This is a genomic window from Paenibacillus sp. FSL P2-0173 (assembly GCF_038008045.1).
GTDB lineage: Bacteria > Bacillota > Bacilli > Paenibacillales > Paenibacillaceae > Paenibacillus > Paenibacillus polymyxa_B.
This window is the reverse complement of the sequence record NZ_JBBOYK010000001.1, coordinates 611,889-625,485: the sequence shown is the minus strand read 5'-3', so window position 1 is coordinate 625,485 and position 13,597 is coordinate 611,889. Positions and strand designations below refer to the sequence as shown.

The 13,597-nt window shown below is 45.9% G+C and carries 14 protein-coding genes; 7 read left to right on the top strand and 7 right to left on the bottom strand.

From position 1 onward, the window contains the following. Positions 1-35 precede the first annotated feature (35 nt). Both MKX30_RS02640 and MKX30_RS02635 read left to right on the top strand, forming a co-directional pair. On the top strand, positions 36-1,454 hold the full coding sequence (locus MKX30_RS02640; protein WP_341062422.1) for an STM4012 family radical SAM protein: 1,419 nt from the start codon (positions 36-38) through the stop codon (positions 1,452-1,454). Further along, positions 1,451-2,305, top strand: coding sequence for an STM4011 family radical SAM protein (locus MKX30_RS02635; RefSeq protein ID WP_341062421.1), 855 nt, complete (start codon positions 1,451-1,453; stop codon positions 2,303-2,305). Before MKX30_RS02640 ends, MKX30_RS02635 begins: the two co-directional genes overlap by 4 nt. A 156-nt stretch (positions 2,306-2,461) precedes the next feature. On the opposite strand, the gene MKX30_RS02630 is transcribed toward MKX30_RS02635, so the two are convergent. The 6 genes from MKX30_RS02630 to MKX30_RS02605 all read right to left on the bottom strand — a co-directional run bounded on the left by MKX30_RS02630 (position 2,462) and on the right by MKX30_RS02605 (position 6,551). After that, on the bottom strand, positions 2,462-3,283 hold the full coding sequence (locus MKX30_RS02630) for an N-acyl homoserine lactonase family protein (RefSeq protein ID WP_044647803.1): 822 nt from the start codon (positions 3,281-3,283) through the stop codon (positions 2,462-2,464). 84 nt (positions 3,284-3,367) lie between these two features. Further along, complete coding sequence (locus MKX30_RS02625) at positions 3,368-4,009, bottom strand: TetR/AcrR family transcriptional regulator (RefSeq protein WP_143758223.1); 642 nt, start codon at positions 4,007-4,009, stop codon at positions 3,368-3,370. 263 nt (positions 4,010-4,272) lie between these two features. Next, positions 4,273-4,551, bottom strand: a complete 279-nt coding sequence (locus MKX30_RS02620; protein ID WP_044647775.1) for a YxcD family protein — start codon at positions 4,549-4,551, stop codon at positions 4,273-4,275. Positions 4,552-4,554: 3 nt separating this feature from the next. Then, on the bottom strand, positions 4,555-5,010 hold the full coding sequence (locus MKX30_RS02615; RefSeq protein WP_023989057.1) for a hypothetical protein: 456 nt from the start codon (positions 5,008-5,010) through the stop codon (positions 4,555-4,557). Between the two features lie 154 nt (positions 5,011-5,164). Continuing rightward, complete coding sequence (locus MKX30_RS02610) at positions 5,165-5,737, bottom strand: PadR family transcriptional regulator (RefSeq protein WP_028540701.1); 573 nt, start codon at positions 5,735-5,737, stop codon at positions 5,165-5,167. A gap of 250 nt (positions 5,738-5,987) precedes the next feature. After that, positions 5,988-6,551 (bottom strand): beta-class carbonic anhydrase, encoded by a 564-nt coding sequence (locus MKX30_RS02605; protein ID WP_023989055.1) that lies wholly within the window; start codon positions 6,549-6,551, stop codon positions 5,988-5,990. A gap of 173 nt (positions 6,552-6,724) precedes the next feature. Here MKX30_RS02605 and MKX30_RS02600 point away from each other — a divergent pair, with 173 nt between their 5' ends. The 5 genes from MKX30_RS02600 to MKX30_RS02580 all read left to right on the top strand — a co-directional run bounded on the left by MKX30_RS02600 (position 6,725) and on the right by MKX30_RS02580 (position 12,205). Then, positions 6,725-8,242, top strand: coding sequence for a carboxypeptidase M32 (locus MKX30_RS02600; protein ID WP_068942662.1), 1,518 nt, complete (start codon positions 6,725-6,727; stop codon positions 8,240-8,242). Positions 8,243-8,388: 146 nt separating this feature from the next. Next, positions 8,389-9,480 carry an ABC transporter substrate-binding protein gene (locus MKX30_RS02595; protein WP_341057613.1) on the top strand — a complete coding sequence of 364 codons (1,092 nt, stop codon included), beginning with the start codon at positions 8,389-8,391 and terminating at the stop codon, positions 9,478-9,480. Beyond that, positions 9,477-10,289 carry an ABC transporter ATP-binding protein gene (locus MKX30_RS02590; RefSeq protein ID WP_023989052.1) on the top strand — a complete coding sequence of 271 codons (813 nt, stop codon included), beginning with the start codon at positions 9,477-9,479 and terminating at the stop codon, positions 10,287-10,289. Before MKX30_RS02595 ends, MKX30_RS02590 begins: the two co-directional genes overlap by 4 nt. An 8-nt stretch (positions 10,290-10,297) precedes the next feature. Beyond that, a complete protein-coding gene (locus MKX30_RS02585) occupies positions 10,298-11,131 on the top strand; it encodes an ABC transporter permease (RefSeq protein WP_013310592.1) in 834 nt (277 codons plus the stop codon). A gap of 117 nt (positions 11,132-11,248) precedes the next feature. Further along, complete coding sequence (locus tag MKX30_RS02580) at positions 11,249-12,205, top strand: aromatic acid exporter family protein (RefSeq protein ID WP_023989050.1); 957 nt, start codon at positions 11,249-11,251, stop codon at positions 12,203-12,205. Positions 12,206-12,227: 22 nt separating this feature from the next. Here MKX30_RS02580 and MKX30_RS02575 read toward each other — a convergent pair whose 3' ends face one another. Beyond that, entirely contained in the window at positions 12,228-13,544 is a 1,317-nt protein-coding gene (locus MKX30_RS02575) for an amino acid permease (RefSeq protein ID WP_068942660.1), read from the bottom strand. Positions 13,545-13,597: the final 53 nt, after the last annotated feature.

The following is a 13,597-nucleotide window of genomic DNA, read 5'->3' as shown; positions in this document are numbered from 1 at the left end:
TCAAGAAATCAATCCAGCGCGAGGAAGGAGCAGAAATGAAAGCCATGAATCTGAATCACTCGCATCCAACGGGTGCGGCAGCCCCGGAGATAGATACAAACTTAACACCGTCTAGGTTTCAGTGGCCTGAAACTCCTGTTGAATGGGCACGCACGATCCGTGAAGCTCCCTATCGCTCCTATCTGTACTCCTACCCACATAAAACGGCCTATCGTCCGTTTGATACACCGCTCTCGTTGCAGGAATTGTGGGAGAAGGAGGAGTTAGAAAGCTATTTTTTGTATATGCATATTCCATTTTGCGCGGCTCGCTGTGGATTTTGTAACCTCTTCACTTTGCCGGACAAGCGTCTGGATGTACATAAGGAGTATGTGGATGCGCTAGAAAGACAAGCCAAGCAATGGGCACCAATTATGGGCCGTCGGCCTTTTTCGCGTTTTGCGATTGGCGGCGGTACACCGACCTTACTGGAGGCTCCTTTGGTGGAGCGCTTGTTTGACATTGCGGAAAATATAATGGGACTGGACCCTAAACGAGCTTCTATTTCGGTGGAAACCTCTCCCGATACTGTGACTGAGGATAGGTTGGAGGTGCTCAAGCGCCGCGGGACAGATCGTGTCAGCATGGGAATTCAGAGCTTTGTGGAATCAGAAAGTGCCGCCATATACCGACCTCAGAAGCCAAAACTTGTTAGAGAAGCACTTGAGCGGCTGGTGGAATACAACTTTCCTTTGCTGAACGTGGATCTGATCTATGGCCTGCCTGGTCAAACGGTGGAAACCTGGCTGTATTCTTTAGAGGAAGCACTGTCTTACTCGCCAGGAGAGATTTTTCTTTACCCGTTATATATTCGAGAAAATACGATTTTAAAGCCAGGCTATACCGGGCTGGATCATGATATTCGCCTTACTTTGTATGAAGTGGCGCGTGAACAGCTCAAACAGGCAGGATATGTACAATATTCCATGCGCCGTTTTGCTAAAAATGATGGTATATCCAGCAAAGAGCTTTTGCCCTACAGTTGTCAGGAGGAAGGTATGGCCGGTCTGGGGTGTGGTGCACGCTCCTATACACGCAATGTCCACTATGCTAGCCGTTATGGTGTTAGTGCAGCAGCTACGCGTAGTATTATCGCAGATTATGTTGCTGCGGAACGTCATGATCTGGCTGACTACGGCTTTATTTTAAATGTGGATGAGAGGAAGCGACGCTTTATCTTAAAGGAGCTTCTTCATCGTGAAGGTTTGGAGCTATCGGCCTATGCAGAGCGCTTCGGTGTATCCCTGTCGGACGATTTTACAGGAATGTCGTTGCTGCTGGAATCCGGTATGGCTGTCGTCGAGGAGGGTACGCTGCGACTTACAGAGGAAGGAATGGCCTATTCCGATGCGATTGGGGACTGGATGATCTCCACGTCAGTACGTGAGCGCATGGAAGGATATGTAGGCGCATGAGAGCGACCTTATATTATCGTGGTTCGTTGACCTCTTGCAACTATGCTTGCCCTTACTGCCCGTTCAGTAAAAACGTTGATAGTCGGGAAACGTTGAACAATGATCGGGCCCAGTTGGAACGTTTTGCTGATTGGGTACGGGAACAGGGCGCTTTGGGGCATCGTCTCTCTATTTTTTTTAATCCGTATGGAGAAGCCTTAATTCATTCCTGGTATCGCAAGAACATGATTGAGTTTTCCCACATGGCGCATGTGGAAAAAGTGGCGGTACAGACGAATCTATCGACTAAGCTGGATTGGACGCAAGAACTGAACCCGGAGACTGCTGCGCTGTGGGCTACATATCACCCTGGAGAGACGAAAGAGCAAGTTTTTATATCGCAGGCTATAAAGCTATATGAACTTGGTATTTCCTATAGTGTCGGTACCGTCGGGTTAAGACAGGCATTTCCGGCTATTCGTTCCTTACGATCGCAACTTCCAAAGGATGTTTATTTGTGGATCAACGCCTACAAGGATCGCCCCCATTATTATACGGATGCCGAGATGGACGAATTGGCTGTAATCGACCCCTATTTCCAATGGAATTTGCAGGATTACAGCAGTCAGGGGCGAGCATGTCGTGCCGGAGAGGATGTATTTTATGTTCAAGGCGATGGACGTGTAAAGCATTGCTATCAGGATCGACGTGTAATTGGGCATCTGTACAGGGATGGCTTGGAAGGTCTGAGCGGCAAGCGCCCGTGTCGGATGAAAGAATGCGGCTGCTATATCGGCTATATCCATATGGAGGAGCAGCCGTTTCGGGAAATGTACGGTCGCGGCTTGCTCGAAAGGGTGCCGCAAAGGTAGATGAATTCAAACTTCTAATGGTAGCTAAAATACTGTAGTGTGGTATACCGATTTGACTAATGCAAATGAGCCCATCACCGATTGCTTGGAAGTTGATTTATTTCCAATTGGCATCGGGATGGGCTTTTGCTTAACGCCCCCCAAAGATATGACTCATCATAACACAATCGTATGCGGCTTAATGTCTGGGTCATGATTAGCGATCACTTCTATACAGTTAGGTTCATTACTCATATGTTTGACCCACTTCAACGATTCAATGGCCTGTTGTTTATTAACAAGTACACCCTGAAGAATCATTTCCTCCCAAGACTTTTTTGCATATCCTGTATCGCTAGTTAAGAGAACAAATTTCCCGTTATTTTTTACAATAGTAGCTGACAAACCATGGGAATGACCAGGAGTGTGCACAAAAATTAAAGATTCATCACCAAATAAGTCAAATGACTGATGTTGTGGACCATATTCTGATGGTTTAAAAGAGAAGGTCCTGATCGGGACTCCTTCCCACATATGTTGTAAGTAGCGATGTTTGCTTTTGGGCGCGGCTTCCCATTCAATGTCACTAGTCAAAATATTCTTAGCTTTGCTTACCAGTTTAATACCGCTCGCATGATCAATATCGAGATGGCTTAAAATGACATAATCTAAATTCTTTATTTTCACACCCAAATTCTGAAGTTGTTCATCAATTGCCTGACCTTCTGGAAGAATAGCTTTATTAATTTGGTAATGAATTCTACCCATGTATTTGCGCTGATCTTTACGTACATCGGTGTGCCAACCGGTATCAATTAATACGAGGCCCTTAGGATGTTCGATTAAATAAGCGGAAACAGGCAGCTTATTCTGATATTTTTTTGACCTGAAAATCCCTGTAAAAGCAATAGGGTTGAGTGTGTTTTGGTTAAATGGCAGAGCCATGTCGGTTTGAACTTGGCCGCAGTGCAGTACATGAATTTTAATCGTTTCAGACATTATAATAACCTCAGCTTTCGTCAGCAATTTAAATTTCATTAACCGGTTGTTGAATTTAATTTCCTATTAAACCCCTTGACACGATTATGATGTCAAGGGGTTCCATAAATCGAGCATATGATCAATAATTTGTTCCCTGGTAATATCTCTGGAAAGGTCGCTTAATAATTCAATATTGATCAATTTGCTTACAATATCCTGTATACTCATAGACATGAACTGTCTAGCTGCGATTTCAAAGTTCATTTTACGTACTTCGCCTTTTTCATATCTTCTCTGCAAAAAACCTGCGAACCATTGGAGCCGCTCATGAAGTAAATTTGAAAGGTGAATGGTTTCAGAAAGCTCCATCACATCACTTTCTCTGAACAAAATACGCATGAGTTCTATGTCCCCCGTAAACAATTCATTTCCCAATTCATATATCTTTTTCAATGCTTCCTTTAATGGAAGGGATTCTAAATCTGAATTAGATGAATTAAGTTTTCCTAGTTGTTCTTCGAATCCTTCTTGAATAAGAACAGTCAGCAATTCTCTTTTCCCACCAGGAAAATAATGATACAAAATGCCATCTGCCATATTTAATGCTCTATGAATGCTTCTTACTGTAGTTTTATGATAGCCTTCCCTAAAAAACAGTATTTTAGCTTGTTGCAGAATTTTTCGACGTGTTTCTGCAGCTTGGATCTGTCGAGAGTTTTTTGGAGTATGCACTACATACATCATCTTCTTTCATATTCATTAACCGTCCGTTGAATGAAATATATAATAATTAAATTAAAGTGTCAACCGCATTAAGTGCCTGATCAATAAATAAGGATGTGGCTGGGCCTTTACTGGAGCTACGTACTTCACACTATATTTCCACATTTCGAAGAAGCTATAACAAAAAACGGTGTCAAAAAAAGAACCGACCCTTGCATCAAGCAAAGGTCGGTTCTGATGTTGTATAGCGTGCTTAGCACGACTAATCTATGCGAAATGCAGAGTTAGTTCTGGACAATGGCTGTAATTTCTTCGTCCAGATCCAGTCTGACCTGCTCGCGATAGGCACGGATATTGTACTCGGAATGCAGGTATCTCAGAATTGCTTCAATCATATTGGCTTCCACCAGATATTGACTGCGGCCCTGTACATGGACTTCTGCTGAATAACCTGTATCCTCTTCCCAGCTTAATTCTACTGTCACATCAGTGGGCTGGACACCTTTGCGTTCAGCCATATGCAAGCAAATAGCGTTGACAATCTCATCCATACTCAAAATCATAGCTTAGTAACGTCCTCCGCGGGAATCATCTGGTCTGCGACGATTTTTAATAGCACGGTAGATACCTACTCCGGCCATGATCAGGACGTAAATGGCGAGAACGTTAACGGCAAGGCCAAGCAAGCTGCCCAATGCGCCCATGTTGCCGAACAATCCACCGAAGAGCATACCTGCCAATCCGCCCAGCATCATACCTTTCAGGAAACCGCCGCCACCGCCAAGGAATCCACCAGTTCTGCTTGTATTACCAGCAGTTGCCCCTGACTTGGTTCCGCTATCTGACTTATTGATGCCATTGCTGTCATTCGCCTTGCTTGGTGTAGATTGGTACGATTTAGGCCCGGATTTAAACCCGCCGCCTCGCCTTGCGTCAGCTGTAGATGGTGCGATCATAGCAATGAATAGGGTAAAAGCCATCATCAGCATCATCATATTTTTCAAAGTGAATGTTTTTTTCATGTAAATATAATCCCCCTTAGTAAATTGTTTTATAGGTCAAACAACCGCTTACTAGTAATACGAATGGCATGGAAAAGGGTTTCAAAGAATTTTAATTTTTAAAAAATTAAATAATAACGTTCCTTAAATCCTATGCATGGATTAGCAAAAGCATTTAGCTTTGCGGCTTAAGTGCAAACGGATTAGTGTCCACACTGACATCACCGGCAAGCAGCATGTGCAGAACCATTTGGCACCATTCCAGACCTGCTTTAGCATTCAAAAGCCCTTTTTGTACTAAAATATAGTCACCAAAGTTTTTACTGCCAAAATGTAAATTCTCTGCGGGAATGTTGTTCAGAATATCCTCTAGATGCTGGATTTTCTGAATAAAATGACGTTTGCGTTCCTCCAGCATACGATTGGCACTACTTTTGTCTGTCAACCAAAGACAGAACAGTCGAAGACTTAATTCATCCCGTGTAACCGGAGCAGCTAACGCTTCCTGGGACCATTGCTGAAGCATATGGATTCCCTTGTCGGTAATGGTATACATTTTCTTATCAGGCTTGTCGGACTGCTGAATCCAACGGGAGGCTAGTAGTTCCTTGCCCTCCATACGGGCCAGTAGCGGATAGATCTGACTGTGCTTGGCCTGCCAAAAAGGCTGGATACGCAACATCAGATCATAGCCGGAGGATTCCTCTCTTGCGAGAAGCCCCAACAGACCATACGATAGTAAATTCATAGATCTTATCTCCTTCATCCATCATAGTAACGGTTGTAACAGCACTGCGGCAGGTATTCTGCAGCTTCATGAAAAGTGTACACTGAAACTGTATGGTTTGACAACTTTCAGACAGGTCGTTCACAGGTTAGCCAAAATTGGCTCCTGTCATTTTCCACGTATATGCGCTTTTTTTCATAAAAAAGGGTAGTTTAAGCTCGTATGTACGAGCTTAAACTACCTGGTAACTTTCTGCCGAAGCGTATCCTATTTACTGTTCATTCCCGTCAACGACAAGCGTTAACGCTCCTGTATCTGGATGAATAACCATGCCGTGAACGGGGGCATTAGGGGGGAGAAGCGGGTGATTTTTAATAAGCTTCACGGTAGTTTTTACCCCTTCTTCAATGTTGTCAAAACCTTTCAACCATTTATTTAGCTTAATTCCTGAATTTTCTAATGTATTCAGCACTTCCTGAGAAATTCCGCGATCGAGCATTTCATTGACCATGTGGTCTGCATTTAATGCAGCCATGCCGCATTCATAATGGCCCACGACCACTACTTCGTCTGCTCCCAGCTCATACAGGGCGACTAGTACACTGCGCATTACGCTTCCAAAGGGCTGTGAAATAATCGCACCCGCATTTTTGATGATTTTCACATCACCATTACGCAGGTTCATGGCTTTAGGGAGTAACTCTGTTAGCCGTGTATCCATACAGGTGATAATGACCATTTTTTTATTGGGGAACTTGCCCGTTCTATAGGCCTCGTATTCTTTGTTTTCTACGAAAACACGATTGTACTCTAAAATGTCTTTGATGTGATCCACGATTGTTCCCTCCAGATTCTTATAAAGTTTGATATGTACAGCCCAACGTTTATTTCAGGTCTTAGGAGCTGGTCGTACATGTTGTGTGTTGATTATACTTTTTAATATAAGTATCATCAAGTATAGGTATTGTAAAGTTTTAACCATTTTAAGTTAAAGAGGTGACCTCAAATATGGCGCAACAGACGTTGGATCAATTGACGGCTTTAAAGGAGCTTGCACACAAAATTAGTAGTTATGGCGAAGCAGTAGGTCTGCTGCACTGGGATTTACGGACTGGTGCCCCGCGAAAGGGCGTTGACATTCGGTCGGAGACGTTAGGTATGCTGTCCACTGAAATGTTCAAGCTGATGATCTCGGATGAAATGGGACAATTGCTGCAATTTTTTGCCCCAGAAGACAAGCTGAAGCAACTGGAGGATAATGATCGCAGATTGGTGGAGGAATGCCGTAAAAATTATGAACTGAATCGTTCGGTTCCGGCAGACCGATATCGGGAGTATAGCATTCTTGCAGCACAGGCAGAGAGCAAGTGGGAGGACGCAAAGGAACATAGCGATTTTGCCGGATTTGAACCGTACTTGTCTAAAATCGTCGACATGAAGCGTGAGTTTATCGGCTACTGGGGTGTTAAGGATACAGAGTATGACACGCTTTTGGATCAATATGAGCCGGGGATGACGGTTGAAAAGCTGGATGCTGTGTTTGATCGTCTCAAAAAGCGCCTTGTGCCCCTATTGTCTAAAATTCAGGCTTCATCGAACCAGCCGGATAAGAGCTTTTTAGATGGTGTGTTTGATGTGAAGCAGCAGGAGAAGTTCAGCCTGTTCATTTTAGGACAGATGGGGTATGACTTTGACGCAGGTCGTTTGGATGAGAGTGTACATCCTTTCGCAACAGGATTAAATCCAGGTGATGTGCGTATAACAACTCATTATCTGCAAGATGATGTAACCAGCGCTATTTTCAGTTCGTTGCATGAAGGAGGCCATGCGCTGTACGAACAAAATATTGCTCCAGAGCTGGCAGGATCACTACTGTCTGGAGGAACCTCTATGGGGATTCATGAATCCCAGTCGCGCTTGTGGGAAAATAAAATCGGACGCAGTCGTGCTTTTTGGGATCGGTATTACGATGATTTGCAACAGCATTTTCCTGATCGTTTGGCGAAGGTTACGGCAGAGCAATTCTACCGGGCAGTCAACCGTGTGGAAAATTCACTGATTCGTATTGAAGCGGATGAGCTAACATATAATTTACATATCATTATCCGTTATGAAATTGAAAAAATGCTGTTTAATGAAAAGCTGGATGTGAAGCGTCTCCCCGAGGTGTGGAATGCGAAATATAAGGACTACCTGGGGCTTCTACCACCGAATGACGGACTGGGCGTACTTCAAGACGTTCACTGGTCCGGTGGTGATTTTGGTTATTTTGCTTCCTACTCGCTTGGCAATATGTATGCAGCGCAAATTTTGGCGACATTACGCAAAGAGTTGCCCAATCTGGATGAATTAATTGCTGCTGGGGAACTTGAGCCGATCAAGCAATGGCTGACCGAACGTATTTACCGTTACGGCAAGAGTCGGACGCCATCCGAATTGATTGTAGCCATTACAGGTGAGGAGCTGAACCCGGATTATCTCGCCGACTATCTGGAAGAGAAATATACCTCCATATACAAGCTGTAATTTAGAAACTATAAAATAATCATATATGCATCTACCCCGCGTTCCTAGGCGAACGCGGGTTTTTTTTGTGCGATTAACCATTATAACGACAGTCGCATAACAATATATGAAGTCAACCGATGTAAAAAGGTGGGGAGGGAACAAGGATGAAAAACGGCGCTCGTTTCAAAGCTGTGGTGGCTGCGGCACTACTCGGATTACTGTTGCTCAGTGGGTGCACCCCTAAAGGAGGGGAGCAGACGATTGAGATCAGACTGGGCGAGGTAGCCCGTACGGTCTTTTATGCGCCGCAGTATGTAGCCTTGAGCCAGGGGATGTTTGCTCAGGAGGGACTGAATGTCCAACTCGCAACGATTCCCGGGGGTGACAAGGCGATGACGGCGTTATTGTCCAATCAGGCAGATATCGCGCTCATCGGCGCGGAAACATCTATTTATGTGTATCAGCAAGGAGCAGAGGACCCTATCATTAATTTTGCCCAACTGACACAGAAGGATGGTACCTTTTTATTTGCCCGTCAAACGCAGGATAGCTTTGAATGGGAAAAGCTGAAAGGACAAAACTTTTTGGGGCAACGCAAGGGCGGAATGCCGCAAATGTCACTTGAATTTACACTTCGCAAACACGGCATTGATCCTCATAAGGATCTGAAGCTGATTCAAAATATTGATTTTGCTAATGTTGCCTCTGCTTTCGGCTCCGGTACAGGGGATTATGTGCAGCTGTTTGAGCCACAGGCATCTATTTTTGAAAAGGAAGGCCGTGGACGGGTAGTTGCCTCTATCGGTGTGGAGAGCGGCGAGTTGCCGTATACGGTATATATGGCTAAGCAAAGCTACCTGAACACAAATAGCGAGGCTGCACAGAAATTTACAAATGCTGTATATCGGGCACAACAGTGGATTGCTACGCATTCACCTGAACAGATTGCTGAAGCAATCACGCCCTATTTTAAAGATACAGATTTAGCTGTTTTGACGAGTAGTATCAAACGATATAAGGAACAGAGTACCTATGCTTTGAACCCGATGATTGAGGAAAAGGAATGGAAGAACTTACAGGATGTCATGACCTCGGCAGGGGAGCTTAAAAGTCCGGTTGTACTGGATAAGCTAGTGAACCCAAGCTTTGCACAACAAGCGATTTCATCAAACTCTACCGGGAATACTGAACCGCCTGTGAAAAAGAGCACAACTGAATCTACGGATGCAGGTGTCGGTGCTGGAGGTTCGTCATGATGGAGGAACGGAGTGGCCTCACTTCGGACGCGACCATCCCGATGGTGAGAATGGAGAAAGTGACGCATGTCTATGTAACGGATCGTGAAGCTTCGCTGGCGGTTGAGAATATTGATTTTTCTGTAGAGACAGGGGAGTTTGTCAGTTTGGTTGGTCCAAGCGGCTGCGGCAAAACGACGATCCTGTCCATGATCGCGGGGCTACTGCGTCCAGCGGCAGGCCAAGTCATGCTGCAAGGTCAGCCGGTAAGTGGTCCGAGTCCAGAGGTCGGTTACATGCTGCAGCAGGATTATCTGTTCCCGTGGCGGACGATAATGGATAACGCATTGTTGGGTTTGGAGCTAGGCAATAGAGTGGATGAAGCTGCGCGTGAGCGGACACGGCTGTTGCTGGAAGGCATGGGTCTAGGAGGGAAGGAGCATCTGCATCCGTCCCAGCTGTCTGGGGGAATGCGTCAGCGCGTGGCGCTGGTACGGACGCTGGCGACCAATCCGGGGCTGCTGCTGCTGGATGAGCCTTTCTCCGCGCTGGATTATCAAACCAAGCTACAGCTGGAAGATCTGATTGCGGAAACCTTGCGCGAGCGGAGAAAGACGGCTATTTTAGTCACACATGATTTGGCCGAGGCCATTGCGGTCAGTGACCGGATTATAGTGATGGGTCGAAATCCTGGTCATGTCCGACGTACCTTCGAGATTCCGGATTGCATCCGAAAAGCTCAGCCTTTTTATGCACGCGAGCAGCCGGGTTTTAATGAGCTTTTTCATGAAATATGGGGTGAACTGGAGGCTTCGGGAGCAAAGGAGTGAGTTAACGTATGAAGGACGAAGCGGATCAGCTTGAGCAACGTTGGATTCAAGGACTACATCAGGCGTATTTACGCAGCAGGCGTTCGCAGCGATGGTTAGTGACAGGTGTACAGACAGCTATTTTACTGCTTTTGTTTGTGCTATGGGAAATTGCAGGCCGTTTGAAGTGGATTGATGTACTGTTGTTCAGCTATCCGAGCAAAATTTTCACCCAGATCGGTAAGGATGCGGTCAGTGGTGAATTATGGGGACATGTAGGTGTCACCGTGGGAGAAACGATGGCGGGGTTTTTACTCGGTACACTGTTAGGTACGTTGCTGGCTGTACTTATTTGGTGGTCACCGTTTTTGTCGAGGGTGCTTGATCCCTATATGGTCGTGTTCAACAGTATGCCTAAGGTGGCGCTAGGTCCAATTTTTATCGTCATGTTTGGGGCGGGATTTACTGCTATCCTAATGACAACCCTCTCCATTACGGTCATTATTACGACACTAGTCGTATACAACAGCTTTCAGGAAGTTGATTCGAATCTGATCAAAGTGGTTCGTACGTTTGGCGGATCACGCCGGGATACGTTTCAAAAGGTGATTTTACCTGCATCCTTTCCTGCAATCGTCTCTACGCTGAAAGTGAATGTCGGTATGGCATGGGTTGGCGTGATAGTTGGTGAATTTCTGGTGGCCAAAAACGGCTTAGGCTATTTGATTATCTATGGTTTTCAGGTGTTCAATTTCACGCTGGTTATGTCCAGTTTGTTGATCATTGCTGTCGTAGCTACACTGATGTATCAGGCGGTCGTGTATGTGGAGCATCGTCTGCTTTCCGGTCGTCCTCATCGGTAATAATAAAATTTCTGAACATTTGTGTAAAACGTGAAAATAAAGTACCATGAAAATGAAATACTTAATATTTATGAAAATGTGGAAACAGATTTCATCTAGAGAGGACAGAATTTTTTCATGGGCTTTCGTACGATTAAAACGGCTATTGCCGCATTAATGGCCGTACTTATTGCGGAGGGTTTTGGCATTCATGGAGCCACCTCAGCAGGGCTTTTAGCGATTTTGGGGGTGGATGTCACACGCAAGAGAAGTCTCCGTACCATTTCGGCGAGATTTTTTGCATCCGTCGTGGGGCTTCTTTTTGCTTGTGTTTTGTTTGTGGTATTCGGATTTCATGATTGGGTACTAGCATTATATATTTTAACGGCGTTTCCAGTCATTGTACGGGTAGGCTTTAAAGAAGGGATCGTCACCGGCTCGGTCGTGGTTTTTCGTGTATTCAGCGGCGGCGTGATTGATATGGAGGTACTGCTGACCCAGCTAGCTCTGCTAGTGATTGGACTGGGTTCCGCGATGATTGTCAATTTAGCCTATATGCCGGGTTCTGATAATACAATGCAACAAATTCGGCAGGAAGTGGATCGGACATTTTCTGTTATATTCAGAAATATGGCCAATACGCTGCGTAGTCCAGCATACATATGGGATGGCAAGGAAGTTATTGAAGCGAACAGCGTGATAGCCAAAGGGGTTACGGAGGCGGGGCGTTCCTTGGAAAATCAGATGCTTCGTCCCCAAGAGGGTTGGAATGTGTATTTTTATATGCGAAAAGAGCAGCTGGATTCGATCCAAAACATGATGCAGTTGATCGCACAAATGTATCAGCATATGCCGCAGGCCAAGCTTCTGGCCGAGCTGTTCGACCAGCTTAGCAATGACGTTTTGGCTGGACATTATACGGGACAGACTGAGAAGCTGCTGGAGCAGGTTCGTGAAGAATTTAAAGCAATGGAGCTTCCCGCAACCCGGGAGGAATTTGAGATTCGTTCGGCATTATTGCAGCTTACACATGAGCTTCATCAGTATTTGAAAATTGCGAAAAAGGACAAGGCCCCTACTCCAGTGAAAAATTAGAGTAAAAGGCCTTGAGCGGCTACTATCCATGACGGACAGTAGCCTTTTCTTGTTCAGTGATGGTAGAAGCCGGATGACTCAAAGTCCGTTTGTGCCGAATTCGGTCTGTGATCCATAAGACAGCGGTGATCAGGCAAGGGTACAGCATAGCCCATCCGACAAAGGGGAAAACGATCGCCGTAGAGATGAACGATATCCAACTAATGGCAACGCCCCAGCGACTACCACGCAGAAGCTTAATTCCTGCTGCACAACCGCCTAGATAGGTCAGAATAAAGGTGGCGTTCGGGAACTGGATCAGGTTAGTGAGTGAAACAGTACCACTACCGTACAACACCATAATGATCACGAAGCAGACGCTAAGAAAAGCAATGCCACCGATAGGGGTATGGAATCGTTGGGATAACATGCCCATCCAGCGAAAGGCCTGTCCTTGCCGGGATAAAGCATAAGCGACACGTGAAGCGGCACCAACATAAGCAATAATAGTAGCGGTACAAATAAAGATACCCGTCAAGCCTGCAATTATCGCGCCCCATGGCCCGATAGCCCGACTAATCACCCATACGAGCGAAGCATCCGAATCCCCTGCAAGGTAACTTTGTGTGCCCACAGTAGCCAGCGCAGTTAAGAAATAAAGCAAACCAACAATGACGGCTGCAATGGTCACGCCTTTAACGGCTGCTCTCTGGGGATTGGTGAATTCCTCTGACATATGGGACACAGCCTCCCAACCGATGAAGCACCAGAACAGAATCGCGGCCGCTTGACCGACAGGGAACCAGCCATGTGGAACAAACGGGGTGAAATGGACTGTTTCCATCTGAGGAAGTGCTGCGGCAATGGCGAATATGAGGACGGCAACGATAGCTATGACGACAGCGATCTGAATACGTCCCGCGACCTTCATGCCGATCCAATTGATGATCAGGCCCACCGCCAACATAGCAGCGGCTAACATCATGCGGCTTTCCTCTCCCCAGCCCATGGCTGCGGTCATATAGCCAGCTCCAGTGAGTGCGGCAACAGGTGCCCCAATCGGAACCGACATAAGAAAAAACCACCCGATATAAGCACCAGCACGTGGTGAAAAGGCCAACGTGACAAAATGCGATACCCCTCCCGCATTCGGAAATTTGGCGGATAGAAGACCCATGGAAAGTGCCATTGGCAGGATGAGCAGGGTCATAAAACCCCATGCCAGCAGCGATGCCGGTCCCGCCATTTGGGCGGCAAGTCCAGGCACAATCAATATCCCCGAACCCAGTACAGCTCCGATATAGAGTGCAATGGCCTGTGGAAGACCAATGGTGGATTGAAGTTTACTTTCATTTGTCATGCAGAAAAGCCTTCTTTCTCTTGTTATTTTCTCCAGCTTATCAGATAATCAAT

What these genes read in the sequence shown, in the direction of transcription:
- MKX30_RS02615 (WP_023989057.1), bottom strand. Translation starts at nt 5,010, where the DNA reads ATGAAAAAAACATTCACTTTGAAAAATATGATGATGCTGATGATGGCT.
- MKX30_RS02585 (WP_013310592.1), top strand. Translation starts at nt 10,298, where the DNA reads ATGAAGGACGAAGCGGATCAGCTTGAGCAACGTTGGATTCAAGGACTA.
- MKX30_RS02610 (WP_028540701.1), bottom strand. Translation starts at nt 5,737, where the DNA reads ATGAATTTACTATCGTATGGTCTGTTGGGGCTTCTCGCAAGAGAGGAA.
- MKX30_RS02600 (WP_068942662.1), top strand. Translation starts at nt 6,725, where the DNA reads ATGGCGCAACAGACGTTGGATCAATTGACGGCTTTAAAGGAGCTTGCA.
- MKX30_RS02635 (WP_341062421.1), top strand. Translation starts at nt 1,451, where the DNA reads ATGAGAGCGACCTTATATTATCGTGGTTCGTTGACCTCTTGCAACTAT.
- MKX30_RS02595 (WP_341057613.1), top strand. Translation starts at nt 8,389, where the DNA reads ATGAAAAACGGCGCTCGTTTCAAAGCTGTGGTGGCTGCGGCACTACTC.
- MKX30_RS02580 (WP_023989050.1), top strand. Translation starts at nt 11,249, where the DNA reads ATGGGCTTTCGTACGATTAAAACGGCTATTGCCGCATTAATGGCCGTA.
- MKX30_RS02630 (WP_044647803.1), bottom strand. Translation starts at nt 3,283, where the DNA reads ATGTCTGAAACGATTAAAATTCATGTACTGCACTGCGGCCAAGTTCAA.
- MKX30_RS02625 (WP_143758223.1), bottom strand. Translation starts at nt 4,009, where the DNA reads ATGATGTATGTAGTGCATACTCCAAAAAACTCTCGACAGATCCAAGCT.
- MKX30_RS02575 (WP_068942660.1), bottom strand. Translation starts at nt 13,544, where the DNA reads ATGACAAATGAAAGTAAACTTCAATCCACCATTGGTCTTCCACAGGCC.
- MKX30_RS02640 (WP_341062422.1), top strand. Translation starts at nt 36, where the DNA reads ATGAAAGCCATGAATCTGAATCACTCGCATCCAACGGGTGCGGCAGCC.
- MKX30_RS02590 (WP_023989052.1), top strand. Translation starts at nt 9,477, where the DNA reads ATGATGGAGGAACGGAGTGGCCTCACTTCGGACGCGACCATCCCGATG.
- MKX30_RS02620 (WP_044647775.1), bottom strand. Translation starts at nt 4,551, where the DNA reads ATGATTTTGAGTATGGATGAGATTGTCAACGCTATTTGCTTGCATATG.